At 70.8% G+C, this 25,657-nt stretch carries 21 protein-coding genes and 1 riboswitch; of the genes, 10 read left to right on the top strand and 11 right to left on the bottom strand.

Translation table 11 applies throughout. The annotated features are described in order from the left end of the window. Window positions 1-64 precede the first annotated feature (64 nt). Window positions 65-2,053: a DNA helicase RecQ gene (recQ, locus tag ACQEXA_RS24935; protein ID WP_433131066.1), complete on the top strand. Its 1,989-nt coding sequence runs from the start codon at window positions 65-67 to the stop codon at window positions 2,051-2,053. A 101-nt stretch (window positions 2,054-2,154) separates the two neighbouring features. Here recQ and fahA read toward each other — a convergent pair whose 3' ends face one another. Continuing rightward, window positions 2,155-3,369, bottom strand: coding sequence for a fumarylacetoacetase (gene fahA / locus ACQEXA_RS24930; RefSeq protein ID WP_433131064.1), 1,215 nt, complete (start codon window positions 3,367-3,369; stop codon window positions 2,155-2,157). A gap of 447 nt (window positions 3,370-3,816) precedes the next feature. On the opposite strand from fahA, the gene ACQEXA_RS24925 reads away from it, so the two are divergent. After that, a complete protein-coding gene (locus tag ACQEXA_RS24925; protein WP_433131062.1) occupies window positions 3,817-4,680 on the top strand; it encodes an HAD family hydrolase in 864 nt (287 codons plus the stop codon). Here ACQEXA_RS24925 and ACQEXA_RS24920 read toward each other — a convergent pair. Next, on the bottom strand, window positions 4,674-5,162 hold the full coding sequence (locus ACQEXA_RS24920; protein WP_432939411.1) for a transglycosylase SLT domain-containing protein: 489 nt from the start codon (window positions 5,160-5,162) through the stop codon (window positions 4,674-4,676). The two genes, ACQEXA_RS24925 and ACQEXA_RS24920, sit on opposite strands and share 7 nt — an antisense overlap. Window positions 5,163-5,181: 19 nt before the next feature. Next, window positions 5,182-5,350: riboswitch (cyclic di-AMP (ydaO/yuaA leader) on the bottom strand. Between the two features lie 372 nt (window positions 5,351-5,722). Continuing rightward, window positions 5,723-7,714 (bottom strand): CocE/NonD family hydrolase, encoded by a 1,992-nt coding sequence (locus ACQEXA_RS24915; RefSeq protein ID WP_432931200.1) that lies wholly within the window; start codon window positions 7,712-7,714, stop codon window positions 5,723-5,725. A gap of 451 nt (window positions 7,715-8,165) precedes the next feature. On the opposite strand from ACQEXA_RS24915, the gene ACQEXA_RS24910 reads away from it, so the two are divergent. From ACQEXA_RS24910 to ACQEXA_RS24890, 5 genes are all read left to right on the top strand, one after another. Beyond that, a complete protein-coding gene (locus tag ACQEXA_RS24910; RefSeq protein ID WP_359395258.1) occupies window positions 8,166-9,176 on the top strand; it encodes a polyprenyl synthetase family protein in 1,011 nt (336 codons plus the stop codon). A 219-nt stretch (window positions 9,177-9,395) separates the two neighbouring features. Then, window positions 9,396-10,418 (top strand): CHRD domain-containing protein, encoded by a 1,023-nt coding sequence (locus ACQEXA_RS24905; RefSeq protein ID WP_432931204.1) that lies wholly within the window; start codon window positions 9,396-9,398, stop codon window positions 10,416-10,418. Between the two features lie 288 nt (window positions 10,419-10,706). Next, window positions 10,707-11,942: a LolA family protein gene (locus ACQEXA_RS24900; protein WP_432931206.1), complete on the top strand. Its 1,236-nt coding sequence runs from the start codon at window positions 10,707-10,709 to the stop codon at window positions 11,940-11,942. Between the two features lie 30 nt (window positions 11,943-11,972). After that, window positions 11,973-12,956 (top strand): ABC transporter ATP-binding protein, encoded by a 984-nt coding sequence (locus tag ACQEXA_RS24895; RefSeq protein ID WP_432931208.1) that lies wholly within the window; start codon window positions 11,973-11,975, stop codon window positions 12,954-12,956. Beyond that, window positions 12,943-13,839, top strand: coding sequence for an ABC transporter permease (locus ACQEXA_RS24890; RefSeq protein WP_432931210.1), 897 nt, complete (start codon window positions 12,943-12,945; stop codon window positions 13,837-13,839). The genes ACQEXA_RS24895 and ACQEXA_RS24890 overlap by 14 nt, the downstream gene beginning before the upstream one ends. A 3-nt stretch (window positions 13,840-13,842) precedes the next feature. Here ACQEXA_RS24890 and ACQEXA_RS24885 read toward each other — a convergent pair whose 3' ends face one another. Together ACQEXA_RS24885 and ACQEXA_RS24880 are read right to left on the bottom strand one after the other, a co-directional pair. After that, window positions 13,843-14,433, bottom strand: a complete 591-nt coding sequence (locus tag ACQEXA_RS24885) for a flavodoxin family protein (protein ID WP_432931212.1) — start codon at window positions 14,431-14,433, stop codon at window positions 13,843-13,845. Window positions 14,434-14,586: 153 nt separating this feature from the next. Continuing rightward, on the bottom strand, window positions 14,587-14,757 hold the full coding sequence (locus ACQEXA_RS24880) for a hypothetical protein (RefSeq protein WP_432931214.1): 171 nt from the start codon (window positions 14,755-14,757) through the stop codon (window positions 14,587-14,589). A gap of 253 nt (window positions 14,758-15,010) precedes the next feature. On the opposite strand from ACQEXA_RS24880, the gene ACQEXA_RS24875 reads away from it, so the two are divergent. Both ACQEXA_RS24875 and ACQEXA_RS24870 read left to right on the top strand, forming a co-directional pair. Then, window positions 15,011-15,337, top strand: a complete 327-nt coding sequence (locus tag ACQEXA_RS24875; RefSeq protein WP_432931216.1) for a hypothetical protein — start codon at window positions 15,011-15,013, stop codon at window positions 15,335-15,337. A 7-nt stretch (window positions 15,338-15,344) separates the two neighbouring features. Continuing rightward, complete coding sequence (locus ACQEXA_RS24870) at window positions 15,345-17,294, top strand: hypothetical protein (protein WP_432931218.1); 1,950 nt, start codon at window positions 15,345-15,347, stop codon at window positions 17,292-17,294. Between the two features lie 75 nt (window positions 17,295-17,369). On the opposite strand, the gene rarD is transcribed toward ACQEXA_RS24870, so the two are convergent. Next, complete coding sequence (gene rarD, locus ACQEXA_RS24865) at window positions 17,370-18,428, bottom strand: EamA family transporter RarD (protein ID WP_432931220.1); 1,059 nt, start codon at window positions 18,426-18,428, stop codon at window positions 17,370-17,372. Window positions 18,429-18,526: 98 nt separating this feature from the next. Then, window positions 18,527-19,381 carry an SDR family oxidoreductase gene (locus ACQEXA_RS24860; protein ID WP_432931222.1) on the bottom strand — a complete coding sequence of 285 codons (855 nt, stop codon included), beginning with the start codon at window positions 19,379-19,381 and terminating at the stop codon, window positions 18,527-18,529. 91 nt (window positions 19,382-19,472) lie between these two features. Here ACQEXA_RS24860 and ACQEXA_RS24855 point away from each other — a divergent pair, with 91 nt between their 5' ends. Further along, complete coding sequence (locus tag ACQEXA_RS24855; RefSeq protein WP_432931224.1) at window positions 19,473-19,883, top strand: winged helix-turn-helix transcriptional regulator; 411 nt, start codon at window positions 19,473-19,475, stop codon at window positions 19,881-19,883. 13 nt (window positions 19,884-19,896) lie between these two features. Here the strand turns inward: ACQEXA_RS24855 and ACQEXA_RS24850 are convergent, their stop codons facing one another. The 4 genes from ACQEXA_RS24850 to ACQEXA_RS24835 form a co-directional block, all read right to left on the bottom strand. Further along, the gene (locus tag ACQEXA_RS24850; protein WP_432931226.1) at window positions 19,897-20,976 is read right to left on the bottom strand and encodes a 2-oxoacid:ferredoxin oxidoreductase subunit beta; all 1,080 of its coding nucleotides are present in this window, start codon (window positions 20,974-20,976) and stop codon (window positions 19,897-19,899) included. After that, window positions 20,969-22,897, bottom strand: a complete 1,929-nt coding sequence (locus tag ACQEXA_RS24845) for a 2-oxoacid:acceptor oxidoreductase subunit alpha (protein ID WP_432931227.1) — start codon at window positions 22,895-22,897, stop codon at window positions 20,969-20,971. Before ACQEXA_RS24845 ends, ACQEXA_RS24850 begins: the two co-directional genes overlap by 8 nt. A gap of 321 nt (window positions 22,898-23,218) precedes the next feature. Next, entirely contained in the window at window positions 23,219-23,878 is a 660-nt protein-coding gene (locus ACQEXA_RS24840) for a LuxR C-terminal-related transcriptional regulator (RefSeq protein WP_433134616.1), read from the bottom strand. Window positions 23,879-24,199: 321 nt separating this feature from the next. Continuing rightward, the gene (locus ACQEXA_RS24835) at window positions 24,200-25,552 is read right to left on the bottom strand and encodes a sensor histidine kinase (RefSeq protein WP_433131059.1); all 1,353 of its coding nucleotides are present in this window, start codon (window positions 25,550-25,552) and stop codon (window positions 24,200-24,202) included. Window positions 25,553-25,657: the final 105 nt, after the last annotated feature.

The following is a 25,657-nucleotide window of genomic DNA, read 5'->3' as shown; positions in this document are numbered from 1 at the left end:
ACCTGTCGGCGCGGCCCCCTATCGTGGACGTCGTGGTCGAAGGACGACGCACGGGGGACGGGCGATGGACGGGACGGGTGTGATGACCGAGGCAGGCGTGCGGCCGGCGCCGGGCGGCGACAGCGAGGCGCTGGCCGCGTTGAACCGGGTCTTCGGCTACGAGACCTTCCGCGGCGAGCAGGAAGCGATCATCGAGCATGTGGTGGCCGGCGACGACGCCGTGGTGCTCATGCCCACCGGCGCCGGCAAGTCGCTCTGCTACCAGATCCCGGCCCTGGTCAGACCCGGCACGGGCGTGGTCGTCTCGCCCCTGATCGCGCTGATGCAGGACCAGGTGGACGCGCTGCGGGCGCTCGGCGTGCGCGCAGGGTTCGTCAACTCCACGCAGGACTTCGAAGAGCGGCGCATGGTGGAGGCGGAGTTCCTGGCCGGCGAGCTGGACCTGCTCTATCTGGCCCCCGAGCGGCTGCGCCTGGACGCCACCCTCGACCTGCTCTCACGCGGCAAGATCTCGGTGTTCGCCATCGACGAGGCGCACTGCGTGTCCCAGTGGGGCCATGACTTCCGGCCCGACTATCTGGCCCTGTCCCTGCTCGGCGAGCGCTGGCCGGAGGTCCCCCGAATCGCGCTGACGGCGACGGCGACGCAGGCCACGCACCAGGAGATCACCCAGCGGCTCGGCATGCCGAGCGCCCGTCACTTCGTGTCGAGCTTCGACCGTCCCAACATCCAGTACCGGATCGTCCCGAAGGCCGACCCCAAGAAGCAGCTGCTCACATTCCTGCGCGAGGAGCACGCAGGCGACGCGGGCATCGTCTACTGCCTCTCGCGGAACTCGGTGGAGAAGACGGCCGAGTTCCTGACCCGCAACGGCATCGAGGCGGTGCCGTACCACGCGGGCCTGGACGCGGGCACACGCGCTGCGCACCAGTCCCGGTTCCTGCGCGAGGACGGACTGGTCGTCGTCGCCACCATCGCGTTCGGGATGGGTATCGACAAGCCGGACGTACGGTTCGTCGCGCATCTGGACCTGCCGAAGTCGGTCGAGGGCTACTACCAGGAGACCGGCCGCGCGGGCCGCGACGGGTCGCCCTCCACGGCCTGGATGGCGTACGGGCTGAACGACGTCATACAGCAGCGCAAGCTCATCCAGTCCGGGGAGTCCGACGAGGAGTTCCGCCGCCGGGCCCAGGCGCACCTGGACGCGATGCTGGCTCTGTGCGAGACCGCCCGGTGCCGTCGCGGTCAGCTGCTGGCCTACTTCGGCCAGGACCCCGGGACCGGCGGCTGCGGCAACTGCGACACTTGCCTGGTGCCGCCGGACACCTGGGACGGCACCATCGCGGCCCAGAAGGTGCTGTCCACGGTGTGGAGGCTGGACCGGGAGCGGCGGCAGAAGTTCGGCGCGGTGCAGATCGTCGACATTCTGCTGGGGCGGCGCACGGCCAAGGTGATCCAGTTCGACCACGACCAGCTGTCCGTGTTCGGCATCGGCGAGGAGCTGTCCGAGGGCGAATGGCGCGGCGTCATACGGCAGTTGCTGGCGCAGAGCCTGCTGGCGGTCGAGGGCGAGTACGGGACGCTGGTGCTGACCGAGGCCAGCGGTGCGGTGCTGCGGCGGGAGCGCGAGGTGCCCCTGCGCAAGGAGCCGCCCAAACCCACGGTCACCCGGTCCGCGGCCCCGAAGGGTGAGCGTGCGCCGAAGGTGGCGGCGGAGCTTCCGGCCGAGCTGCTGCCGGTCTTCGAGGCCCTGCGCTCCTGGCGTGCGTCCCGAGCGAGGGAACAGGGCGTCCCGGCCTATGTGATCTTCCACGACGCGACGCTCCGCGAGATCGCGACGGCCCGCCCGAAGACGGTGGCGGAGCTCGGCGCGATCGGCGGAGTGGGCGAGAAGAAACTCGCGACGTACGGGGAGGGGGTGCTCGGGGTCCTGGCCGCCCTCGACGGGCCGACGGAGGAGGATTCCGCGGACGGTGGGCCGGTGTCCGGTCAGGGCCCCGACCCGGCGTGGCCGGAGCCCGAGGACGAGCCCGAACCGGAGGACTGGGCGTAGGTGCTGCCGGGGGGCGTCCTTCGGCGACGGGCGGCCACAGCGCCCGCACCGCGGCCTCCCCCCAGCAGCGTCTCCTGCCCGCTCTCCGGGATGCCGCCGGCTCAGCTGTTCGGTACCACCCGGCCTGACACCTCTCCGAGGCCCACCCGCGTCCCGTCCGGCCCCGGTGCCCACGCCGTCATCGTCACCACGTCCCCGTCCTCCAGGAACGTCCGCTTGCCGTCCGGGAGTTCGAGCGGGTCCCGCCCGTTCCAGGTCAGTTCCAGGAGTGAGCCGCGCTCGCCCTCGGCCGTGCCGCTCACGGTGCCCGACCCGTACAGGTCGCCCGTCCGCAGCGACGCGCCGTTCACCGTCATGTGCGCCAACTGCTGCGCCGCCGTCCAGTACATGGTCGAGAACGGCGGTTCGGAGATCACATGGCCGTTGACCGCCACGGAGATGTGCAGGTCGTAGCCCGCCGGTTCGTCCTGCGAGTCGTCGAGGTACGGCAACAGGGTGTGCGTGCGCTCCGGCGGCGCCACCTGTGCCTGCTCCAGCGCGTCCAGCGGGGTGATCCACGCCGAGACGGAGGTGGCGAACGACTTGCCGAGGAACGGTCCGAGCGGCACGTACTCCCAGGACTGGATGTCCCGTGCCGACCAGTCGTTGAGGAGGCAGAGACCGAACACATGGTCGCGGAAGCCGGACAGCGGGACCGGCCGGCCCATCTGCGACGGCACGCCCACCACGAATCCCACCTCGGCCTCGATGTCCAGGCGGACGGAGGGCCCGAAGACCGGCACCGGGTCCGTGGGCGCCTTGCGCTGGCCCTGCGGACGGACGACATCGGTGCCCGACACCACCACCGTGCCCGACCGGCCGTGGTAACCGATGGGCAGGTGCTTCCAGTTGGGAGGCAGCGAGTCGGGCGCGTCGGGGCGGAAGATCCGGCCGACATTGCGGGCGTGGTTCTCGGAGGCGTAGAAGTCGACGTAGTCCGCCACCTCGAAGGGCAGGTGCAGCGTGACCTGGGAGAGCGGGCGCAGAAGGGGTTCGACGGTCTCCCGGTGCGCGGGCACCGTCACCCACGCCGTCAGCGCCCGGCGCACGTCCGACCAGGCGGTGCGCCCCGCCGCCAGCAGCGGGCCGAGCGACGGCCGTGCTAGCAGGGCGGCGTAAGGGGAGCCGAGCGCCAGCGCCGCGGCGCCCGCGTCCAGTACGTGGTCGCCCAGGCGGACGCCGACGCTCCGATCGTCCGAGCCGATGGGCGAGAACACGCCGTAGGGCAGATTGTGCGGGCCGAAGGGGTCGCCCTCGGGGAGGTCGAAGGGGGGCATCTGATGCTGCCTCGCTTTCGTGCACTTCTGGTGTGCCGGGCATGGGAAATGTGTTCCATGTGGTCGCCGCACACGTTACGGGGGAGTCGCCTGTCTGGGCAGTGTCGAAGTGTTCGCTATGTCCGAATAGGTCTTGTCGGAGCAATCAATTCCGGCTTGGCGTCTTTCAGGGATACGGGCGGGGTGGGGCCGGTCCATAGGGGGACACGTGGGGGCCCCGTGGCCGACAGCGCCGGCAGTGTGCCGTTCGACGCGGACCGCGACGTACCGGGGCTCATACGGAAAGGCTCAACGGCGCGTGGGGCAGGGGGAGTCGAGCCGCCGGCCGCCGTTCCCGGGGGCCGTGACGCGAAGGAGGATACCCGTGCGTGCCGGGCTGCGCGGGATATCGGATGCCGTCCGGTAACCGCCCGAACGCTGAGGTGTTTCCATCCGTATTCTCTGATCATGGCCGCACCCCTCGCTTACTCACTCATCGCCACTGACCTGGACGGAACGCTGCTGCGTGGTGACGACACGCTCTCCGACTGGTCACGGGCCGCGCTGGAACGAGCCACCGCGGCCGGTGCACAGCACCTGGTGGTGACGGGGCGCCCGGCGCCGAGGGTGCGACCGCTGCTCGACGACCTCGGCGGCAGGGGGCTTGCGGTGTGCGGACAGGGCGCGCAGGTGTACGACGCCGGCGCTCAGCGGCTGCTTTTCTCCGTCACCCTGGACCGGGAGTTGGCCGAAACCGCGCTCGGCAAGATCGAGGCCGAGGTGGGGCAGGTGTACGCGGCCGTGGACCAGGACGGAGTGCACGGGCTCACGCTCATCGAGCCCGGCTACCAAATGCCGCATCCCACGCTGCCCGCGGTGCGGGTGGAGCGGCGCGACGACCTGTGGTGCGAGCCCATCAGCAAGGTGCTGCTGCGCCACCACACCCTGTCCGACGACGAGTTGGCGACGGTGGCCCGTGACGTGGTCGGTTCCCTGGCGACGGTCACCATGTCGGGACCCGGCACCGTCGAGCTGCAGCCGTGCGGTGTCACCAAGGCGACAGGGCTCGCGCTGGCCGCCGGTTTCCTGGGCCTGAGCCCGTCAGGGGCCATCGCTTTCGGGGACATGCCCAACGACATCCCCATGTTCGACTGGGCGGCGCACGGCGTCGCCATGGCCAACGCCCACCCGGAACTCAAGGCGGTCGCCGACGAGATCACCACGTCGAACGAGGACGACGGCATCGCCGTCGTCCTCGAGCGACTGTTCCCGGCCGCCATCCCCCGGCCGGCGGCTGCCGGTCAGGGGCTGGCGGCCCGCGGACCTCAGTAGGCGCTGTTGACGTTGTCGATCGAGCCGTACCGGTGGGCGGCGTAGTTGCACGCGGCCGTGATGTTCGCGACCGGGTCGTAGGGGTCGAAGGGCGTGCCCGACACGTGGTACGTCCGGAAGGTCGGGTCGATGATCTGGAGGAGCCCCTTGGACGGGATGCCCTTGCGGGCGTTGGAGTCCCAGAGGTTGATGGCCTTCGGGTTGCCCGAGGACTCGCGCATCACGTTGCGGTAGATGCCGTAGTACGAGCCGGGGATTCCCTTTTGGGTCATGATCGCGAGCGACTGGCGGATCCAGCCGTCGAGGCTACCGGCGCGGGACGTCACGCTGGCGGCCTTCGTCGGAGCGGCCGGCGTGGCGGCCGAAGCGCAGGTCGCACCCATGATCGGCAGGGCGAGAACCACGGCTCCGGTCCCCGCGGCGGTGAGTGCGCGGCGGATGCGGGTGGCCTTGGAGTTGCGGTCCTGGCGACGTGCGGGCAGGGCGAAAGCGGACATGTGGCATTCCTCTCCGGCGCCTGCGAGGTGAGCTGTCGGGTTCGGGCGGGGAGGTGCCCGGCCGTGTCCTCGGTGTCGAGGCACGGCTTCACCCCAAGCCGTGCCGGCACGCTGTCCGGCTCGGCGACTTACCTGGGTCCCCCGCTCCTGCCGTGGTGGGTCGATGGCTTCTCGAGCGGCGGCAGGATTCGGCGGCCCGCTCGGGTCGAAGGGAAGGTATGCGAGAGCACATGTCGGGAACAAGCCTGGAAGTCATGCTCCGACCCGATTGACCCTGACATTGGGGAATAAGGGGTGTGATCCTCTTTGTCGAGAGATGCTCAACTTGGCATATGCAAAGGGTGATTGGGTGGCCCGCCCGAAAGCTCGCCTCCGGCGGGTGCGTGACCCAATTCACTTCGCCCTTGCGTGAGACCTGATCGGCAACTAAGGGGCTAATACGGCAATTCGGACAGGCGGATGCGCACACCTCTCCCGTCCGGCATTCCGATCAATCGGGCATATTGCCCTATAAGGGCTTGGGGTGGCGATCGGATGCCTCGCCTCTATCCCGTTCCGCGGGGGATCCGTTTCTCCCATGTGCGGTGGAACACCACCTCATAGCCGTCCTTGCAGACGACCTCGTGAGAGGTGACGAAGTCCGTCTCGGTGCAGGTGAGCTCCGCGTGCGTCTCCACCCTCGCGTCCCAGCCCGACTCCGGGCGGTGCAGCCGGACCGACCAGTCGCAGCGGATGCGGGCGGTCAACGGACCCGAGTCCTCGATGGTGTAGGCCTCCAGCGCGTCCTCGCTCACTTCGAGGCCGTCGGGATACACGCGGGTGCCGTCCCGGCGCGGGTCGACGACCAGGAGCCACTCGCCCTTCGCCACGTCCCGCACCACCAGGCGCTCCGGGCGGGGTTCGTCGAGCGTGGCCGGATCGCTGACGCCGAGCGGCTCGGACTGCTCCGGTTCCTCGAAGGCGATGCGCGGCCCCTGCTCCCGGGTCCGCACCGGGAGTTCCAGCGAGCTTCCGGCCGGGTCCAGCGTGAAGCCCGCCTCCGAACCGGGCCGGGGCCACGCCCACGGCCAGTACGCGGAGGAGACGGCCAGGCGGATGCGATGGCCGGGCGGGAAGGCATGGCCCACACCGCTCAGTTCGAAGACCACGTCCTCCGTCGTGCCCGGAATCCAGGGGGCGGGCCGATCGGGACCGCGGCGCGCCCACAGGTTCAGGACTCCACGGGTGACCAGCGTCGAAGACCCGTCGGGCGCCACGTCGCAGAGACGGGCGACCACTTGGCCGCCCGGCACCGGACAGGTCAGCCGCAGCCGCACCCGGGGACGCCCCAGCACCCAGGTCTCCTCAGCGGGTTCGAACTCGAAGCACACCGACCTCGCGTCCTCCTCGCGCTGGTCCGGCGGCAGATCGGCGTGGTCGCCACGGGGGGCGAAGCCGCCCGAGTCGAGGCCGGTGTGCATCGGGGACCGGACAGGCACGGGCGCGCCCTGGAGCGCGTACGGGACCCGGGTGACGTTCGGCGAAGGCCAGGACGGCTCGCCGACCCAGCGGCCCGGGAGGGCGTCGTAGTGCGTCGCCGGAGGGTGCGGGTCGCTGATGTACACCCGCAGCGGCGGCTCGGCCATGACCCCCGTGTCCTCGCCCTTGAGCCAGTGGTCCCACCAGCGCAGCGTCTCCTGGAGGAAACCGATCGCCGGACCCGGCAGCCCGTGGTCCGGGTACTGGTGCGACCAGGGCCCGATCAGACCGCGTACGCGATCGGCCGGAAGGTGCTCCACGAGCCCGAGGACGGCGTCCCGGTACGGGTCGTGCCCGCCGCCCACCGCGAGCACGGCCGCCCGGAGCGCACCGAGGTCCTCCCGGATGCCGCCGTGGCCCCAGGGGCCGTCCCACACCGGGTGGGCCGGCCAGGTGTCGACGAGCGGGTCGAGCGCCTCCAGGCGGTCGGCCCAGACGTCCCGCCACACCGTGCCCACATGTGCCGGGTCCGGCGGACGGGCCGCGAGGGCGACCAGGGCCGACGCACGGGCGGGCAGGTCCCCGGCGAGGACGGAACCCCCCAGGTGGTGCAGGTCGTTGTCCAGGCGCTCGTCCCCGGCGCACACCGCGACGACCGCCCCCAGCGGCTCGGGCGCGAGGGCCGCGACCCTGAGCGAGGCGGTGCCGCCCAGGCCGATGCCGAACATGCCCACACGGCCGTCGCACCAGGGTTGAGCACCCAGCCACTCGACGACCTCGGCACCGTCGGACAGCCCGGTGGCCGTGTACGCGTCGGCGGGCCGGCCGTCCGAGTTGCCGTGCCCGCGCGCGTCCACCCGTACGGAGACATAGCCGTGCCCCGCGTACCAGGGGTGCCGCTGCCAGTCGCGGGGCGTGGTGGAGTCGGTCAGGCGGCCGGGGAGGTACTCGAGGAGGGCCGGGACCGGCTCGGCGGTCAGCGGGCGCCACGCGCGCGCATACAGACGAGTGCCGTCCTGGAGCGGGATCCAGAAATCACCGTGAGCCGTCGCGTGGGGGAAGGACGTACGGATGTGCATGTGCGTACCTCGGCTCCTCGGCGATGTCCGCAGCCGACCGGGGCGGCGGCGCGGCCGCGGGGCGGTGACCTCCCGTTCACGCGCGGCCGGGTGACGGCGACCGGTGTGTGCGGTTCGGCGCCCGCGACCCGGTGGGGTGCGTCCGGCGGGGTACACGGGGGACGTGAGGGGGCCGGCACCGGCTGCGAGAGGTTATTTCCAGGTATGTCGATGAAGATGTGTTCATATCACCTGATCAAGAACATACCGTTCGTGATTCGATACCGCCCGGCCTAGAACAGTGGGCGCTCGCGGCGATCGAAACGTGACCGGATACGCTGACTTGAGTGATGGCAACGACAGATCGACAAACTCGGTGAGCCACGTCGACAGACAGCGTCATCGACCGAGTGACCGTGCTTGAGACCGACCGTGTGATCGTCAGCAGACGTCAGCAGACAGGAGACCCCACGTGACCGTCGTCGGGCCGTTCGGGCTGAGCGTGCGGGACCAGGCTCTGGAGGCCGATGTCCAGGCCGGACTGGCCGCTGTCGAGGAGGGGTTGCTGGACGCCACCAAGAGCGAGGTGCCCTTCATCACGGAGGCCGCGCAGCACCTCGTGCACGCGGGCGGCAAGCGTTTCCGGCCGCTGCTCGTGATGCTCGCCGCGCAGTTCGGCGATCCGTACGCGCCCGGCATCGTGCCCTCGGCCGTGGTCGTGGAGCTGACCCATCTCGCCACGCTGTACCACGACGACGTGATGGACGAGGCCGAGGTGCGGCGCGGGGTCGACAGCGCGAACACCCGCTGGGGCAACGCGGTCGCGGTCCTCACCGGTGACTTCCTGTTCGCGAGGGCGTCGCACATCCTGGCCGACCTCGGCCCCGAGGCGGTGCGCATCCAGGCCGAGGCGTTCGAACGGCTGGTCACCGGCCAGATCCTGGAGACGGCCGGCCCCCGGGACGGCCGCGACCCGGTGGACCACTACCTCGACGTGCTCGGCGGCAAGACGAGCTCCCTGGTGGCGGTGGCCTGCCGCTTCGGGGCGATGATGTCGGGTGCCGACGAGACGGTCGTGGACGTGCTGACGCAGTACGGCGAGCGGCTGGGCGTGGCGTTCCAGCTGGCCGACGACGTGCTGGACATCGCCTCGGACTCGCACGAGTCCGGGAAGACGCCCGGGACGGACCTGCGCGAGGGCATCGCCACGCTGCCGGTCCTGCGTCTGCGTGAGCGCGCGGAGCGTCTGGGGCTGGCCGAGGACATCGCCCTGTGCGAGCTCCTGGACTCGGACCTCACCGACGACGCCCGCCATGCGGAGGCGCTCGCCCGCCTCAGGGTGCATCCCGCGCTGGAGCAGGCCCGCCGCGACACGATCCGCTATGCGGAGGACGCCCGCTCGGCTCTGGTCCCGCTGCCGGAGTGCGGTGCGAAGGCGGCTCTGATGGAGATGTGCGACGCGGTGGTGCACCGAGCGGGCTGACCCGTCGGCGCCGCGCGGCGGTACCGGCCGGTCGGTACCGCCCGCCACATCGGGTTCTTGTGACACGCCCGGCACATCCGTGACCGTTCCGCCATACCTGCCCGCAGAATGTGAGACAGGTCACATCATTGGATTGAGTCCAGTCTCGGATCGGGTCCGTATCCATGCCCAGAAGCTGACGCAGGGGGCGTCAGCTCGGATACGGGGAGATTTCCAAACATGCGTACAGACGCTCCGTTCACCGAGCGCCGCAAGAGCCTGATCATCACCGGCATCGCCGTGGGCGCCGCGGCCTCGGTCGCCGCCGCGGTCATCCCGGCCTTCGCCGCCGGGCACGCCAACGCGCAGCACGGCACCGACCATGCCGGGCACGCCGACCAGGCCGTCGTCACCCAGAGCGGCACCCTCACCGGCACCAGCTCCGGCGGAACGATCCTTGTCGCGAGCCTGCGCGGCGCCGACGAGGTGCCCGTCGCCGGCGGCCCCGCGGTGGGTGACAAGGACGGCGCCGCCCTGGAGTTCGTCAGGGTCAAGGGCGACAAGGTCTCCGTCGCCGTCACCTGGCGCGGCACGGGCAGGCCCACCCTGCTCCACATCCACCAGGGCCCCAAGGGCGCCAACGGAGGGGTCAAGATCGACTTCAGCAAGCTGCTGGAGAAGGGCGTCAAGGGCCACACCGTCGTCGGAACCGTGAAGGTCGCGGACGCCGCCCTGCTGTCGCGGCTCAAGAGCGACCCCGGCGCCTTCTACGCCAATCTGCACACCGCCGAATTCCCGGGTGGAGCCGTCCGAGGCCAGCTCCACAACGTCACCACCGCCTTCGACTTCCGCCATGCCCTGGACAACTTCCAGGCCTCGGTGGTCAAGGGCAAGCAGATCTACGAGTGCAAGCCGGCCGCCGGCGGCGGCTACGCCTTCGCCCAGCGCGATGTCGCCGCCCTGCTCGGCGGCGGGATCCTGCATTCCTTCGTGAAACCCGACTCCGGTACGCCCCAGTGGGTCGCCCCCGACCGCAGCGCCGTCACCGGCACGGTTCTGACCAAGACCCCCAACGGGGACAGGAACATCCCCGAGCTCGACCTGAAGGCCAACCGGTCAGGCAGGCACCACGGTCTGCTCGCGGACACCGCGGAGATCCTGCGCCTGAACACGGTGGGCGGCGTGGCGCCGACCGGCTCCTGCACCCCCGGAACCGTCGTGGGCGTCCCCTACCGGGCCGACTACGTCTTCGTGCAGCGCTGACCGCGAACCCGGCGGCTCACGCGTTCCTGAGGGCGGCGCCGGCCCACGACCCCTACGGGTCGCGGCCGGCGCCGCTCCGCCGTGTCATACCCGAGGATTACGCGGACTTGAGTCCGCGGGCTGACGCTTCTTCCCGGCCGATTTGGTCAGATGGAAGACACCACCTCACAGGAGTTCGGGTGAGAATGGGCGGCACAGGGGTGGGCGCACCCTCCGGCGCGAGCGAGACCAGAGCCGGGGAGAGTGCACGGACGGCACGCCGCCGCCGACGACGGAGGTAAGGCACACATGGCACCGTACGAATCCGACGACAGCACACCCGCCGAGGAGGTCGAGGACGTACGCGACGGGCGGCGCACGGCCGCGCGGTACGTCGTCCCGGTGACGGTGGTGGGACTGGCCGCGGCGACCATCGGGCTCGTCCCGGCGTTCGCAGGATCCGGCGACCCCGACCTGCCGAAGATCAGCGCGCAGCAACTCATCGAGAAGATCGCCAAGTCGGACGTCCAGCAGATGTCCGGCACGGTGAAGATCAGCACGGACCTGGGCCTGCCGAACCTCGGCGGTCTGGAGAGCGGCCTGACCTCGGGTGCGCTCTCCGGCGATGCGGCGGGCAAGGACGGATCGGCCGCCGACCCGTCCGCCAAGCTGCTGGAACTGGCTTCCGGCACGCACACCGTGCGGGTCGCCGCCGACGGCCAGGACAAGCAGAAGCTCTCCCTGATCGAGAAGGCCGCCGAGTACAGCGTCATCCGCAACGGCGACAACGTCTGGGCCTACGACAGCGCCTCGAACGAGGCGTACCACTCGACCGGTGCGGGCGGCCACGAGAGCGGCAAGGCGACGCCCGAGGACGTGCCGGCCACGCCGAAGGACCTCACAGAGGAGGCCCTGAAGGCTGCCGACAAGACGACCTCGGTGACGGTCGACGGCACCGCGCAGGTCGCGGGCCGGGACGCGTACAAGCTGCTCGTCAAGCCGAAGCAGTCGGGCACCACGGTCGGCGCGATCAGCATCGCGGTGGACGCGAAGACCGGGCTGCCGCTGAAGTTCACACTGACCCCGGCGTCGGGCGGCGCGGCCGTGGTGGACGTGGGCTTCGCCCAGATCTCGTTCGCCAGGCCGGCCGCGTCGACGTTCGACTTCACGCCGCCCAAGGGCACGAAGGTCACTCAGGGTGACGACCTGAAGGCGGAGCAGGGGAACGAGCACAAGGCGGAGCCGCAGGGCACCGACGAGCGGCTCGGGCGCGGTGCGGAGCCGAAGACCATCGGCGAGGGCTGGAACGCGATCGTCGTGCTGGACACCGGAAGCAAGGGCGGGGTGCCCTCGGGCCCGTCGTCCGACTCCGGCGCGGTCTCCGGCTTCATGAACTCGCTCGGCGACCACGTCAAGGGCAAGTTCGGCTCGGGCACGGTCTTCTCGACCCGCCTGGTCAACGCCCTGATCACGGACGACGGCAAGGTCTACGCGGGCGCGGTCACCAAGGACGCGCTGGTGAAGGCCGCCGACGCGGGCAAGTAGCACCTACGCACGGCACGAGCTGGAGAGCCCATGGAGGAACTGTCCGCCGCGGATGCGGGGCCGGGCACGGCGAGCGACCCGGACACCCCGGTCATCGCCACCCGCGCCCTGAGCAAGCGCTTCCGCGGCGGGCAGCTCGCCGTGGACGGACTCGACCTGACCGTCCCGGCGGGCAGCGTCTTCGGCTTCCTCGGGCCGAACGGCTCAGGCAAGACCACCACCATCCGCATGCTGATGGGCCTGATCGAGCCCACCTCGGGCACGGCGCGCGTACTGGGGCGGCCCATGCCCCGCGCCTCGCGCGCCGTGCTCCCGCACATCGGCGCCCTCATCGAGGGCCCGGCTCTCTACGGCTTCCTCTCCGGCCGTGACAACCTCCTGCGGTACGACGCCGCCGACCCCACCGCCGACCCGCGCACCCGGCGCACACGCGTCGCGGCCGCGCTGGACCGGGTCGGGCTCACCGCCGCGGCGGGCAAGAAGGCGAAGGCGTACTCCCTGGGCATGAAACAGCGCCTCGGGCTCGCGGCCGCGCTGCTGCAGCCCCGCAGGCTCCTGGTCCTGGACGAGCCGACCAACGGCCTCGACCCGCAGGGCATGCGCGAGATCCGTCTGCTGATACGGGAGCTGGCCTCGGACGGCACGACCGTCTTCCTCTCCTCCCATCTGCTCGACGAGATCGAGCAGGTCTGCACGCACGCCGCCGTCATGGCACAAGGCCGGCTGATCACGCAGGGTCCGGTGGCGGAGCTGGCCTCCGGGTCGCGCGGGCGCCTCGTCGTGACCACCCCGGACGTGGCCGACGCGGCCCGCGTCCTGAAGGAACAGGGCGTGACCGGCATGGTGGTGGGGGAGGACCGGATCACGGGCGAACCGCCGGACCGCGAACTGGCCGACCTCAACGCCGCGTTGGTCACCGCCGGGATACGCGTCCGCGGCTTCGGCGTGGAACGTGCCTCCCTGGAGGACGCGTTCGTGGCACTGACCGGGGAGGGCTTCGATGTCGCAGGCTGAGACGACCGGGGTCGACCCGCTTGCGCTCGCCCGGAGAACCAGCCGGCTGTGGACGTTCGGTCTGCTGCGCAGCGAGCTGGTGACCACCTTCCGGCGCTGGCGCACGCTCGCCCTGCTCGCCGTGCTGGCCGGTGTGCCGATCCTGGTCGGGATCGCCGTCAAGCTCGAGACCGGCGACGGTTCGGGCGCCGGCGGACGCGGCGGTGGGGGCGGCCCGGCGTTCATCTCGCAGATCACCAACAACGGCCTGTTCCTGGTGTTCACCGCGCTCGCCGCCACGCTCCCCTTCTTTCTGCCGATGGCGATCGGCGTGATCGCGGGCGACGCGATCGCGGGTGAGGCGGGCTCCGGAACACTGCGCTACCTCTTGGTCGCGCCCGCCGGCCGTACCCGGCTGCTGCTGGTCAAGTACGCGACCACGATCGCCTTCTGCCTGGTCGCCACACTCGTTGTCGCGGTCTTCGCGTTCGCGGTGGGCGCCCTGCTCTTCCCGCTCGGCGATCTGACGACCATCTCGGGGACCCGTATCAGCTTCGCCGAGGGGCTGGGCCGCGCCCTGCTGATCGCCCTGGTCGTCGCCGCCTCCCTGATCGGGGTCGCGGCCCTGGGCCTGTTCATCTCGACCTTGACCAACAGCGGCATCGCGGCGATGGCGACCACCGTCGGACTGTTGATCACGGTCCAGATCCTCGACCAGATACCGCAGTTGCACGCGCTGCAGCCGTACTTCTTCTCGCACTACTGGCTGTCCTTCGCGGACCTCATGCGGGATCCGGTCTACTGGGACGACCTCATCCGCAACCTCGGCGTCCAGGCTCTGTACGCGGCCGTGTTCGGCTCGGCGGCATGGGCGCGCTTCACGACGAAGGACATCACCGCGTAGGGCTCATACGGCCGCGGTCTCGTGCGGGAAGCGGGCGAGCGGCGCCGCCTGGGCGAAGAACGTCCCGGCCTGTTCCAGGGCCTGCGTGTCCCGCAGCACGTCACCGGGCCTGCTGCCGTTGCCGAGCAGGACCCCGCCGAAGTGCATCTTCATGTACGCGGCGGTGTTGTTGAGCGTGCCGACGAGTGGATCGGCGACTTCCCGCTCCTCGTCGGCGAGCGCGGTGATGCCCCACAGCGTGCGGCCCGCCATCTGCTTCCTGAACTCGAGGCCGGGGATGCGCAGCCAGGCCGACCAGTGGTCCAGGTAGCGCTTGGTCTGGCCGGACACCGAGTACCAGTACAGCGGTGACGCGATCACGATGTCGGTCGCCGCCAGGGTGGCGTCGAGCATCCGTGCGACGTTCCGGCCGGCCGGGCGCAGGGGGTCGCTGTCGTGCCGTACGTCCTCGAAGTCGGGCAGCGGGTGCTCGGCGAGGCTGATCCACTGCTGGCCGACATCGGCGGGCAGCTGGGCGGCGGCCCTGCGTGCGAGCTGTTCGGTGTTTCCACCGGGGCGGCTGCTGCCGAGGACGAACAGGAAGTGGCCGGTCATGCGGGGCTCCCGAGCTCGGCGGCAGATGCGGGCGGCAATATGCATGCGCAGTATATGCATGTGAATATACACCTGAGGTGGCCTCTGGTCCACCAGGCGGTCGCCATACGGCCCGGGTGGGTGTCCGGTGTCGTCGTACGGCGCTCGCCGTGCTCACCGAGGGCCTCTGTTCGTGCCGGTGAACGCCCCGGTCAGCCGGGCCGGTTGCCCGCACTCGCGCGGCGCTGGGCCGCTCAGGCCGCCGGTGCGCCAGGCGGGCACCCACGACAGCCGGTAGACGTCGATCAGCGTCTCCTCGGGCGGTGGTCGGCCCCCGATCTTCACGGGTGGCGAACTTCTCTGCAGCGGGGGCCCGATTTCCGGGACGAGTCTGTGACGCGGTGGTGACGGGGGACAGGGGGTGGGGACTGGACACTGAACTGCAAAAGACATCGCTGGAGTTCGGCCGGCGCGTGCGGGCTGCCGTGATGATCACGGGGTTGTGACGACGGTACGGCGCGGCGATGGACGGCGACCGCGTCCGGACGGACTACAACCACATGTGCGCATTCGGCGTCGCTGGAGGAGGAGGGGAGCGATGACAACTACGGTGCTCGCGGCGGATGCTGCGCGTTCGACAGGTGCCACGCGCCCCGTCTCCGCGACGCGCGCGGCGCGAGCGGGCGGCGCCGAGGGGGATTCCGCCGCCCACCCGCGTACGCTGGCCTACCGTGCGCTCCTCGTCGAGGGCACGACCCACGGCCGTGACGGCTGGACGAGGACGGGGCCGCGGGCCGGCGCCCTGCCGAGGCCGGTGCGTTCGCGGGCGGGCAAGCTCTGGCGTTTCCCGGAAGTGCCGGCGGCGGACACGGCGGCACTTCCTTCCCCCACCGACGCCCTCTCCTCCACCGACCGATCCGAGTGAGGGAACGATGTCTCGACTCAGCCGCGAGCCCGAGCGCGGGCGTACCGCCGAGGGCGCCGCTTCCGCCGGGGGCGCGGAGGCCGGGGTGACGCCGATCGAGGTCCATGTGAGGGGCGACGGTGCACCGGGTGCGGGCACGACCGTAGACGGAGTGCCGGTGGTCGCCGCGCCGGGGCAGTCGCCGCAGGAGGCGGTCCTGGACCACCTCCACCGGCTCGCGCTGGCCGTGGGCCATCCGGTCCTCGCGGCGGTCCGGGACGAACGGATCGGGTTCGTGGTGCCGATCAGGGTGTCGGCGGACGGGGCGAGCGAGTACGCGGGGGAGCCGGTACCGGTGGCCGCGACCGAGACACCGCCCCCGGGGCCCGAACGGGCGCCTGACCAGCCGAGGGTGCAGGCGGCACCCTCCGCGACGGCACCTGAACCTGTCCGGCCACGGCTGGACAAGCCGACGCACCTGCTGCGCGCCATCGAGGAGCAGCAGCCGACGGGCGGAGCGGCGACGTTCCCTCTGCATGCGGTACCGGAGCCGACGGCGGGACAGCCCGCGCCGGAACCGCAGTCCGTCACGCCCGGACAGCCGACGGCCCGGGAGCACCTTGTCGCCGGGTCGTTCGCGGTCGCAGCGGGTCCTGTGCCGGCACCGCACTCCGCTGCCCACGGTGAAGCTGCGGCGTATCAGCAGGCCACGCCAGGTCAGGAGGTCCCGGCGGCCGTGCGGCCCCCGGTGCCGCATCGTCCGGCTCCGGTGCAGCACCAGGCCGCTGCCTCCCGGGGTTCCGCCCCTGCTCAGTCCGCCGAGGAACCTCCTGCCGCCGGGGCGTTCGCGGCCGCCGGGCATCCCGTGCCGACAGCGCACTCCGCCGACCGCCGTGAAGCCGCGGCGTATCAGCAGGCGACGCCAGGTCAGGAGGTCCCGGCGGCCGTGCGGCCTCCGGTGCCGCATCGTCCCGCGTCGGTGCAGTACCAAGCCGCTGCCTCGCAGGGCGCCGCCCCTGCTCGGCCCGTCGAGGAACCCCCTGCCGAGGAACCCCCCGTCGGTGATCGCCCCTCCCACCTCGGTGCCGCCGTCGCCACCTTCATGCTGCGGGCCCTGCCCGAGGCTCCGTTGATCAGCGCCACCTCGGGGCCCGCCCAGGTGCTGCCGGGGGGCGGCGCCGTCGCCCCGGGGACGGTCTCCGCCCCGACCGGGACCTTCGGTCCGCCGCCGGTGATGCCCCTCCCGCCCGTGCCGCCGGCACCGGCACCCACCTGGAGGGCGCCGGAGACCGGGCCGGACGAGCCGGAGACGCTCAGGCCCGACTTCGGGCCCGACCCCGACTCGTACTCCACCCCCGCGTGGAAACCCACCCCGGCCCCCCGCACCACTCGGGTCGCCGAGGTGGAGGAGGTCAAGGAACCGCCTGTCCGGGAGTTCGACTCCGTGGCCGAAGCCGTGCTCGCGCCCGAGTCCGGGGCCGTGCCGCCCGGTGGCGCGGGCGGGCCGGTCGCGGAACCCATGGCCCGGATCAACGCGGCCGTGAAGCAGGGCCGTATCGAGGAAGCCGCCGACCTGGCCGAGCGGACGGTCGCCGAGGCCTCGGCCGCCCTCGGCGCCGAGCACCCCGATGTGCTGCGCCTGCGCGAACTCACCGCGTACATCGCCTACCTGGCCGCGGACGCGCTGCGCTCCTTCCACCTCTCCCTCGACCTGGCCCGGCTCCGCCACCGCCTCGGCGACCCGCGGGGCGCCTACGGGAACGTGCAGAGCGCGGCCGCCGCCTGGCGTGCGGTCCGCGACCCGATCCAGGGGCTGCACCTCGGCCGCGACCTCATCGCCGTGTGGACCGAACTCGCGGCCGGTGAGGGCCCCGCAGTCGACGACCTCGACCAGCTCGAACGCGCCCGCAGCCGGATGGTCCGGCTCGCCGAACGCGCCCGCAACGCCGTCGGCGGTGAGCACTCCCGGGGACACTGACCGGAAAGGGGCCAGAGCCGCGCACGGCCCTGGCCCCTCGTATGTTGTTCCGGTCGCCCCATGGGCGGCCGCGACTCAAGACGTGGCGTCCACCGGCTGATCGGCTCCCGCCACCACACCGTCCACGGGCCGCTGCGCGCTCACCGTCCCGGTGGCGACGATCCCGCCTGGCGCCGCTGTCCTGGCCCTGAGCGTGCGCGCCGCCCGGTGGGCCGTGCGCAGCGCGTCCCCGGTCAGCAGCACCAGTGCGATCCACACCAGGGCGAAGCCCGCCCAGCGCTCCGGCGGCATCGCCTCGTGGAAGTAGAGGATGCCCAGCAGGAACTGGAAGACCGGTGCCAGGTACTGGAGCAGACCCAGTGTCGACAGCGGGACCCGGATCGCGGCGGCGCCGAAGCAGACCAGGGGGAGCGCGGTGACGACACCGGTCGCGGCGAGCAGCGCCGCGTGCCCCGGCCCACGGGTGGTGAAGGTCGAGTCGCCGTGCGCCGTCAGCCACAGCAGATACGCCAGCGCGGGCACGAACTGCACGGCGGTCTCCGCCGCCAGCGACTCGATGCCGCCGAGGCTGACCTTCTTCTTCACCAGTCCGTAGGTGGCGAAGGAGAAGGCGAGGCACAGCGAGATCCACGGCGGCTGGCCGTAGCCGATCGTCAGGACGAGTACCGCGGCGAAGCCGACCCCGACCGCCGCCCACTGGACGGGCCGCAGCCGCTCCTTAAGGATCAGGACACCCATCGCTATGGTGACCAGCGGGTTGATGAAGTAGCCGAGCGAGGCCTCGACCACGTGACCGCTGTTGACGGACCAGATGTAGACGCCCCAGTTGACGGTGATGACCGCCGCGGCGATGGTCACCAGAACCAGCTTGCGGGGCTGCCGCAGCAGCTCCCCGATCCAGGCCCAGCGCCGCATCACCAGCAGTGCGACGCCGACCAGGACCAGGGACCAGACCATCCGGTGGGCCAGGATCTCGATCGCTCCGGCCGGTTTCAGCAGGGGCCAGAAGAGGGGGACGAGCCCCCACATCCCATAGGCCGCGAAGCCGTTCAGCAGACCTGTCCGCCGCTCACTCTTCGACTTCTCAGCCACGGGCCCCTCCTTCTCGCGCGACTGCTCCCGTGCAGCATCCATGAAGGTAGCGCGAGCGCCCCCGCCTGTCATACCCGTATCGCCATACGGTCATGACAGGCGGAGGTCGGCCGGGACGTCCAGGGGCCCGCCGAAGGTAATCAGGCCTTCAGCGCGGCCGTGATCGACTCGCTGATCGGCGTGGTCGGGCGGCCGGTGAGACGGGAGAGGTCTCCCGTGGTGACGGCCAGCTCGCCCTTCTCGATGGAGGCGTCCACGCCGGCCAGGATCGCGGCGAGGGGCTCGGGCAGTCCCGCGCCGGTCAGGATCCCCTTCAGTGCTTCGACGGAGACGCTGTTGTACGCGATCTCCTTGCCGGACTGCTCGCTCAGCTCGGCGGTGTACTCGGCGAAGCCCCAGGCGGTGTCGCCGCTCAGTTCGTACGTCTTGTCCTCGTGGCCCTCGCCGGTCAGCACCGCGACGGCGGCAGCCGCGTAGTCGGCGCGCGAGGCCGAGGCGACCCGGCCCTCCCCGGCGGCCTGGACGACGGCGCCGTGCTCCAGGACGGGGGCGAGGTGCTCGGTGTAGTTCTCGTGGTACCAGCCGTTGCGCAGCAGCACATACGGCACGCCCGAGGCCAGGATGGCCTCCTCGGTGGTCCGGTGGTCGTCGGCGAGGGCGGCCGTCAGGCTGCCGGGGGCGCTGGTGTAGGCGAAGAGGGCGACTCCGGCCGTCCTGGCGGCGTCGAGGACGACCTTGTGCTGGCCGGCCCGGCCCTTGTCGAACTCGTTGCCGGAGATGAGCAGCACCTTGTCGCCCGTGGCGAAGAGGCCGTCGAAGGTCGCGGGGTCGTTGTAGTCGGCGACCGCGATCCGTACGCCGCGCTCCGCGAGGTCGGCGGCCTTCTCCGGGGTGCGGACCACCGCGGTGATCTCCTCGGCCGGAACCTTCTCCAGTAGCTGCTCCACCACGTGGCGGCCGAGGTGTCCGGTGGCTCCGGTGACGACGATGCTCATGACTTGGATCTCCTTGTGGGGTGCGTCTGACACTCACCCTAGGAGGGGCACTAACCTGTGGAAAGTACCCACTTTGAAGTAAGGTACTGGCATGACAGTAAGTAGCGCGGTCCCCCGCGGAGGCGACACCGACGCGGCGATGTGCCCCTACCGTCTGGTACTCGAGCACGTCACAAGCCGCTGGGGCGTCCTCGTCCTGATCGAGCTCCTCGACCGGCCCCACCGCTTCAGCGAACTGCGCCGCGCGGTCGGGAAGATCGCCCGGGTCAGCGAGAAGATGCTCACCCAGACCCTGCAGACGCTGGAGCGCGACGGCATGGTCCACCGCGACGCCAAGCCGGTGATCCCGCCGAGGGTCGACTACTCCCTGACCGACCTGGGGCGCGAGGCCGCCGAGCAGGTGCGCGCGCTGTCACTGTGGACCGAGCAGCGCATGGACGATGTCGAAAGGGCCCGCCAGGCATACGACGAGGCCCGGGCATCGAAGGCCCGGGCCTCGTGAGTAGCGTCGTGTCCTAGCCGACGACGGTCCAGGTGTCCCCGCCGGCGAGCAGGGCCGCGAGGTCGCCCTTGCCGTTGTGCTCGATGGCGGCGTCGAGCTGGTCGGCCATCTGCGTGTCGTAGACGGGCCGGTCGACCGAGCGGAACACGCCGATCGGCGTGTTGTGGAGCGTGTCCGGATCGGCAAGCCGGGACAACGCGAACGCCGTGGTGGGGGAGGCCGCGTGGGCGTCGTGGACGAGGATCTCCGCCTCGTTCTCCGGTGTCACGGGCACGACCTTCAGGTCACCGGTGCTGAGGTCGCGCACGACGCCGCGGTTGCCTTCGGGGCCGAAGCGGATCGGCTGTCCGTGCTCCAGGCGGATCACGGCTTCCTCGGCGCTCTGCTTGTCCTTGAGGGCGTCGAACGCCCCGTCGTTGAAGATGTTGCAGTTCTGGTAGATCTCCACCAGGGCGGTGCCGGGGTGGGCCGCGGCCTGGCGCAGCACTCCGGTCAAGTGCTTGCGGTCGGAGTCGACGGTACGGGCCACGAAGGACGCCTCGGCCCCGATGGCGAGCGAGACCGGGTTGAAGGGCGCGTCGAGCGACCCCATCGGCGTCGACTTGGTGATCTTGCCGACTTCGGAGGTGGGTGAGTACTGGCCCTTGGTGAGCCCGTAGATCCGGTTGTTGAACAGCAGGATCTTCAGGTTGACGTTGCGGCGCAGCGCGTGGATGAGGTGGTTGCCTCCGATGGACAGCGCGTCGCCGTCACCGGTGACCACCCACACCGACAGATCGCGCCGGGAGGAGGCGAGGCCGGTCGCGATCGCCGGGGCACGTCCGTGGATGGAGTGCATGCCGTACGTGTTCATGTAGTACGGGAAACGGGACGAGCAGCCGATGCCCGAGACGAAGACGATGTTCTCCCTGGCCAGACCCAGTTCCGGCATGAAGCCCTGGACGGCGGCGAGGATCGCATAGTCACCGCAGCCGGGGCACCAGCGCACTTCCTGGTCCGACTTGAAGTCCTTCATGGACTGCCGGGCCACGGCCTTGGGAACGAGGGAAAGCGCCTCGATCGTGTCCCTGCCTTCCGTGGACGTCTCAGCCATCGATGGCCTCCTTGAGAGCCGCGGCGAGCTGTTCGGCCTTGAACGGCATACCGTTCACCTGGTTGTACGAGTGGGCGTCGACCAGGTACTTCGCCCGGATGAGCGTGGCGAGCTGACCGAGGTTCATCTCGGGGATCACCACCTTGTCATAACGTCTGAGGACCGCTCCCAGATTCCGCGGGAAGGGGTTGAGATGGCGCAGATGGGCCTGCGCGATCGACTCCCCGGCCGTGCGCAGCCGCCGCACCGCCGCGGTGATCGGGCCGTAGGTCGACCCCCACCCCAGCACCAGCGTCTTCGCCTCCTGCGGATCGTCCACCTCGACATCGGGGACCTCGATGCCGTCGATCTTCGCCTGGCGGGTACGCACCATGAAGTCGTGGTTGGCCGGGTCGTAGGAGATGTTGCCCGTGCCGTTCTGCTTCTCGATGCCGCCGATCCGGTGCTCCAGGCCCGGCGTGCCCGGAAGCGCCCACGGCCGCGCCAGAGTGTGCGGATCCCGCTTGTAGGGCCAGAACACCTCGGTGCCGTCGTCCAGGGTGTGGTTGGGTCCCTCGGCGAACCGCACCCGCAGGTCGGGCAGCTCGTCCAGGTCCGGGATCCGCCAGGGCTCGGAGCCGTTGGCCAGATAGCCGTCGGAGAGCAGGAAGACGGGCGTGCGGTAGGTGAGCGCGATCCGCGCCGCCTCGAGGGCCGCGTCGAAGCAGTCCGCGGGCGTCTTCGGGGCGATGACCGGGACCGGTGCCTCGCCGTTGCGACCGAACATCGCCTGCAGCAGGTCCGCCTGCTCCGTCTTGGTCGGCAGACCGGTGGACGGCCCGCCGCGCTGGATGTCGACGACCAGCAGCGGCAGCTCCAGCGAGACGGCGAGGCCGATGGTCTCGCTCTTGAGGGCCACGCCGGGGCCGGAGGTCGTCGTCACCGCGAGCGAGCCGCCGAACGCCGCGCCCAGCGCGGCTCCGATACCGGCGATCTCGTCCTCGGCCTGGAAGGTGCGCACACCGAAGTTCTTATGCTTGGACAGTTCGTGCAGGATGTCCGAGGCCGGAGTGATCGGGTAGGAGCCCAGGAACAGCGGCAGGTCCGCCTGGTGGGACGCGGCGACCAGCCCGTAGGACAGGGCGAGGTTCCCTGAGATGTTCCGGTAGGTGCCCACCGGGAACGCCTTGACGGCCGGTGCGACCTCGTAGGAGACCGCGAAGTCCTCGGTCGTCTCGCCGAAGTTCCAGCCGGCGCGGAAGGCGGCGATATTGGCGGCCGCGATGTCCGGCTTCTTCGCGAACTTCGACTTCAGGAACTTCTCGGTGCCCTCGGTCGGCCGGTGGTACATCCACGACAGCAGGCCCAGCGCGAACATGTTCTTGCTGCGCTCGGCCTCCTTGCGGGAGAGGTCGAACTCCTTGAGCGCCTCGACGGTGAGCGTGGTCAGCGGCACCGGGTGGACGCTGTAGCCGTCCAGCGAGCCGTCCTCCAGAGGACTGGCCTCGTAGCCGACCTTCTGCATGGCCCGCTTGGTGAACTCGTCCGTGTTGACGATGATCTCCGCGCCGCGCGGCAGGTCGCCGACGTTCGCCTTCAAGGCGGCCGGGTTCATCGCCACCAGCACGTTCGGCGCGTCCCCGGGGGTCAGGATGTCGTGGTCGGCGAAGTGCAGCTGGAAGGAGGAGACGCCCGGCAGCGTGCCTGCGGGGGCGCGGATCTCGGCGGGGAAGTTCGGCAGCGTCGACAAGTCGTTGCCGAAGGACGCCGTCTCCGAGGTGAAACGGTCACCGGTGAGCTGCATGCCGTCACCGGAGTCTCCCGCGAACCGGATGATCACCCGGTCGAGCTTGCGTACGTCCTTCCCGCCCGCCGGTTTGCGCTGTTCTCCTACGACGGCTTCGTCTGCCTGCTCCGCTGGACTGCTGACCTGGCTGGTCACTGAACTGGACCTCCCTCGAGGCGGCTGACCGGGATGGGCCGTCCCGCCGGCCTTCCCACGATCAACCCTACGTCCGTAAGGGTCGCCTTCCCCCGGCCGTTCGCATGATGGACATCATGGCGAGACGATCCGGCGCCCTGAATTGTCATGATTTACCCACCCCCCGACCGTGCTTTTGAAGACGTTCCGTGCTCATCCTTTGATTTCCGGTGCTTCTGGCGTACTCGGCGCGCCGACTCGCGGGGCGGCCGGCGCGGACCGGCGGGACGCCGGACCCGAGCGTGCCGCCGGAGCCCCGCTGTCTGAAACAGTGTCAGTCGATCAGGAATTGAGGTAGGTGAGGACGGCCAGAACACGCCGGTGATCCCCGTCACTCTGCGACAGGCCGAGCTTCAGGAAGATGTTGCTCACGTGCTTCTCGACCGCTCCGTCGCTCACGACGAGCTGCCGGGCTATCGCGGAGTTCGTCCGCCCCTCGGCCATCAACCCCAGTACCTCGCGCTCGCGAGGGGTGAGCGCGGCGAGCACGTCCTGCTTCCGGCTGCGTCCGAGCAGCTGTGCGACGACCTCCGGATCCAGTGCGGTGCCCCCCTCGGCCACCCGCACCACGGCGTCCACGAACTCGCGCACCTCGGCGACCCGGTCCTTGAGCAGGTAGCCGACTCCACGGCTGGAACCGGCCAGCAGCTCGGTCGCATACCGCTCCTCGACGTACTGGGACAGAACCAGTACGCCCAGCCCGGGATGCACCTTGCGCAGCTGGACCGCCGCCCGGACCCCCTCGTCCGTATGGGTGGGCGGCATCCGCACGTCGGCGACGACGACATCGGGCAGCTCGCCGCGGTCCGCCAACTCGGTGATGGTCTTGATCAGTGCGTCCCCGTCCCCGACACCGGCGACGACCTCATGCCCGCGGTCGGTCAGCAGCCGGGTCAGGCCCTCTCTGAGCAGCACTGAATCCTCGGCGATGACCACCCGCACCCTGTCCTCCACGATCTTCGGCCCCCGCGCCTTCAGTCTTCGGCCGCGCGTGCTGTGCGTCCGGTGGTGTCCCGGGCGACCCCTGGTCCCGCCGCCCCTCGGCACCCTCAGTATCTCGCCGTCCGCGCTTTCTCACCGGGCCTGTGGACAGACTGGACGGGCGTGTTCTTTCCGCCGGCCGGGGGCGTGGCGGCAAGCAGGCGGAAGGAGGGCGTGCGCGAGGGCGGCGCGGCGCCCTCGCACGTCCTGTCCTCCCACGGCCGAAGCCCCCCGTTCGGACGAACGAACAGGGGGCGGTGTGCCGCGGCGGTGCCTGGACGGTCAGGCCGACCGCCAGGGCAGTTCGGCGGTGATCCGGGTCGGCCCCCCGGGTGGGGAATCCACCACGAGAATCCCGTCCACCGCGTCGAGGCGACCGGCCAGCCCGGCCAGCCCCGAACCGGCGGAGGCGTCCGCACCCCCCAGCCCGTCGTCCGTCACCTGCAGCAGCAGCCGGTCCTCCACCCGCCAGACGTCCACCGTGGCCCGTGACGCCTGGGCGTGCTTGCTGATGTTCTGCAACAGCTCCGACACCGTGAAGTACGCGATCCCCTCGATCGCCGGCGCCGGCCGCGACGGCAGGTCGACCTCCACCCGCACCGGAACCGTGCACCGCGAGGCCACGGCCGACAGTGCCGCGTCCAGACCCCGGTCCGTCAGCACCGCCGGGTGGATCCCACGGGCGAGGTCCCGCAGTTCCTGGAGCGCCGTCTTCACCTCTCCGTGCGCCTCGTCCACCATCCGCGCCGCCGCATGCGGATCCTCCGTCAGCTTCTCCTTCGCCAGCCCCAGATCCATGGCCAGCGCCACCAGCCGCGCCTGCGCCCCGTCGTGCAGATCCCGCTCGATGCGCCGCAGATCAGCCGCCGCCGTGTCGACCACCACCCCGCGGTCCGACTCCAGCTCCACCACGCGCGTCGCCAGTCGCGACGGCCCGAGCAGACCGTGCACCAGCAGCCGGTCCACGGTCGTCAGACCCCGCACGATCCACGGCGTGGCCAGCGTGAACAGCAGCCCGACCAGTGCGGTCACCGTGATCTCGAACGGGTTGTCGAGGTAGACGTGGTGCGCCTCGTCGCCGTACAGCTGAATCCCGCCCTGGCCGACGTACGCCGGGAACACCCAGAACCACAGCGGATAGGTCAGCATGCCCCAGCCGTTCACCCACAGGGTCACCCCCACGGTGAACGAGAACACCGCCCACGGGAACTGCAGCACCGTGTACAGCATGTGCCGCCACGACGTCCCGCTCTTGAGCATCGCCCCCATCCAGGCCATCGCCCCGCGCCCCTTGGGCGACAGCGGCTCCGGTTCGGCCACCTCCAGCCCCAGCAGGCCCCGTGCCCGCGCCCGCTCGAGCATCCCGAAGCCCCGGCACCCCGCGAGAGCCGCCGCGAGTACCGGGATCCCGAGGAAGGTCACCAGCAGTCCCGCCCCGAGCGAGAACATCGTGACGCTGTACGTGAACATCGCGATCCCGAGCGGCAGGCTCAGCAGCAGGTAGCACAGCTCACCCCACGCGCGCCGCTCGATCGGCGCCCGCAGCGCGACCGGAAGCCGGTGCCGCCGCCCCCCGGCACCCTGGGACCCAGGGCCGTCCCAGTCTGCGTACCCCTGCCCGTACTGCGTGGCCATCGGCTCGTCCGTTCTCCTCGTCGTGCACCCCGACGCGGCCGCACTTTCGGCCCGCGCTGTTTCGTACATCCACCCTGCTGTTTCCGCGCCGGCCAGGCCATGGAG

The sequence above is a fragment of the Streptomyces sp. CA-106110 genome (assembly GCF_050936285.1).
Taxonomy (GTDB): Bacteria; Actinomycetota; Actinomycetes; order Streptomycetales; family Streptomycetaceae; genus Streptomyces.
This window is presented reverse-complemented; position numbering and strand designations above follow the sequence as displayed.

Excerpts from the sequence above, each read along its gene's own strand:
- recQ (WP_433131066.1), top strand. The coding sequence starts at position 65 with ATGGACGGGACGGGTGTGATGACCGAGGCAGGCGTGCGGCCGGCGCCG.
- ACQEXA_RS24850 (WP_432931226.1), bottom strand. The coding sequence starts at position 20,976 with ATGGCTGAGACGTCCACGGAAGGCAGGGACACGATCGAGGCGCTTTCC.
- ACQEXA_RS24890 (WP_432931210.1), top strand. The coding sequence starts at position 12,943 with ATGTCGCAGGCTGAGACGACCGGGGTCGACCCGCTTGCGCTCGCCCGG.
- ACQEXA_RS24855 (WP_432931224.1), top strand. The coding sequence starts at position 19,473 with ATGACAGTAAGTAGCGCGGTCCCCCGCGGAGGCGACACCGACGCGGCG.
- ACQEXA_RS24900 (WP_432931206.1), top strand. The coding sequence starts at position 10,707 with ATGGCACCGTACGAATCCGACGACAGCACACCCGCCGAGGAGGTCGAG.
- ACQEXA_RS24885 (WP_432931212.1), bottom strand. The coding sequence starts at position 14,433 with ATGACCGGCCACTTCCTGTTCGTCCTCGGCAGCAGCCGCCCCGGTGGA.
- fahA (WP_433131064.1), bottom strand. The coding sequence starts at position 3,369 with ATGCCCCCCTTCGACCTCCCCGAGGGCGACCCCTTCGGCCCGCACAAT.
- ACQEXA_RS24860 (WP_432931222.1), bottom strand. The coding sequence starts at position 19,381 with ATGAGCATCGTCGTCACCGGAGCCACCGGACACCTCGGCCGCCACGTG.
- ACQEXA_RS24925 (WP_433131062.1), top strand. The coding sequence starts at position 3,817 with ATGGCCGCACCCCTCGCTTACTCACTCATCGCCACTGACCTGGACGGA.
- ACQEXA_RS24915 (WP_432931200.1), bottom strand. The coding sequence starts at position 7,714 with ATGCACATCCGTACGTCCTTCCCCCACGCGACGGCTCACGGTGATTTC.
- ACQEXA_RS24835 (WP_433131059.1), bottom strand. The coding sequence starts at position 25,552 with ATGGCCACGCAGTACGGGCAGGGGTACGCAGACTGGGACGGCCCTGGG.
- ACQEXA_RS24905 (WP_432931204.1), top strand. The coding sequence starts at position 9,396 with ATGCGTACAGACGCTCCGTTCACCGAGCGCCGCAAGAGCCTGATCATC.
- ACQEXA_RS24875 (WP_432931216.1), top strand. The coding sequence starts at position 15,011 with ATGACAACTACGGTGCTCGCGGCGGATGCTGCGCGTTCGACAGGTGCC.
- rarD (WP_432931220.1), bottom strand. The coding sequence starts at position 18,428 with ATGGATGCTGCACGGGAGCAGTCGCGCGAGAAGGAGGGGCCCGTGGCT.
- ACQEXA_RS24870 (WP_432931218.1), top strand. The coding sequence starts at position 15,345 with ATGTCTCGACTCAGCCGCGAGCCCGAGCGCGGGCGTACCGCCGAGGGC.
- ACQEXA_RS24895 (WP_432931208.1), top strand. The coding sequence starts at position 11,973 with ATGGAGGAACTGTCCGCCGCGGATGCGGGGCCGGGCACGGCGAGCGAC.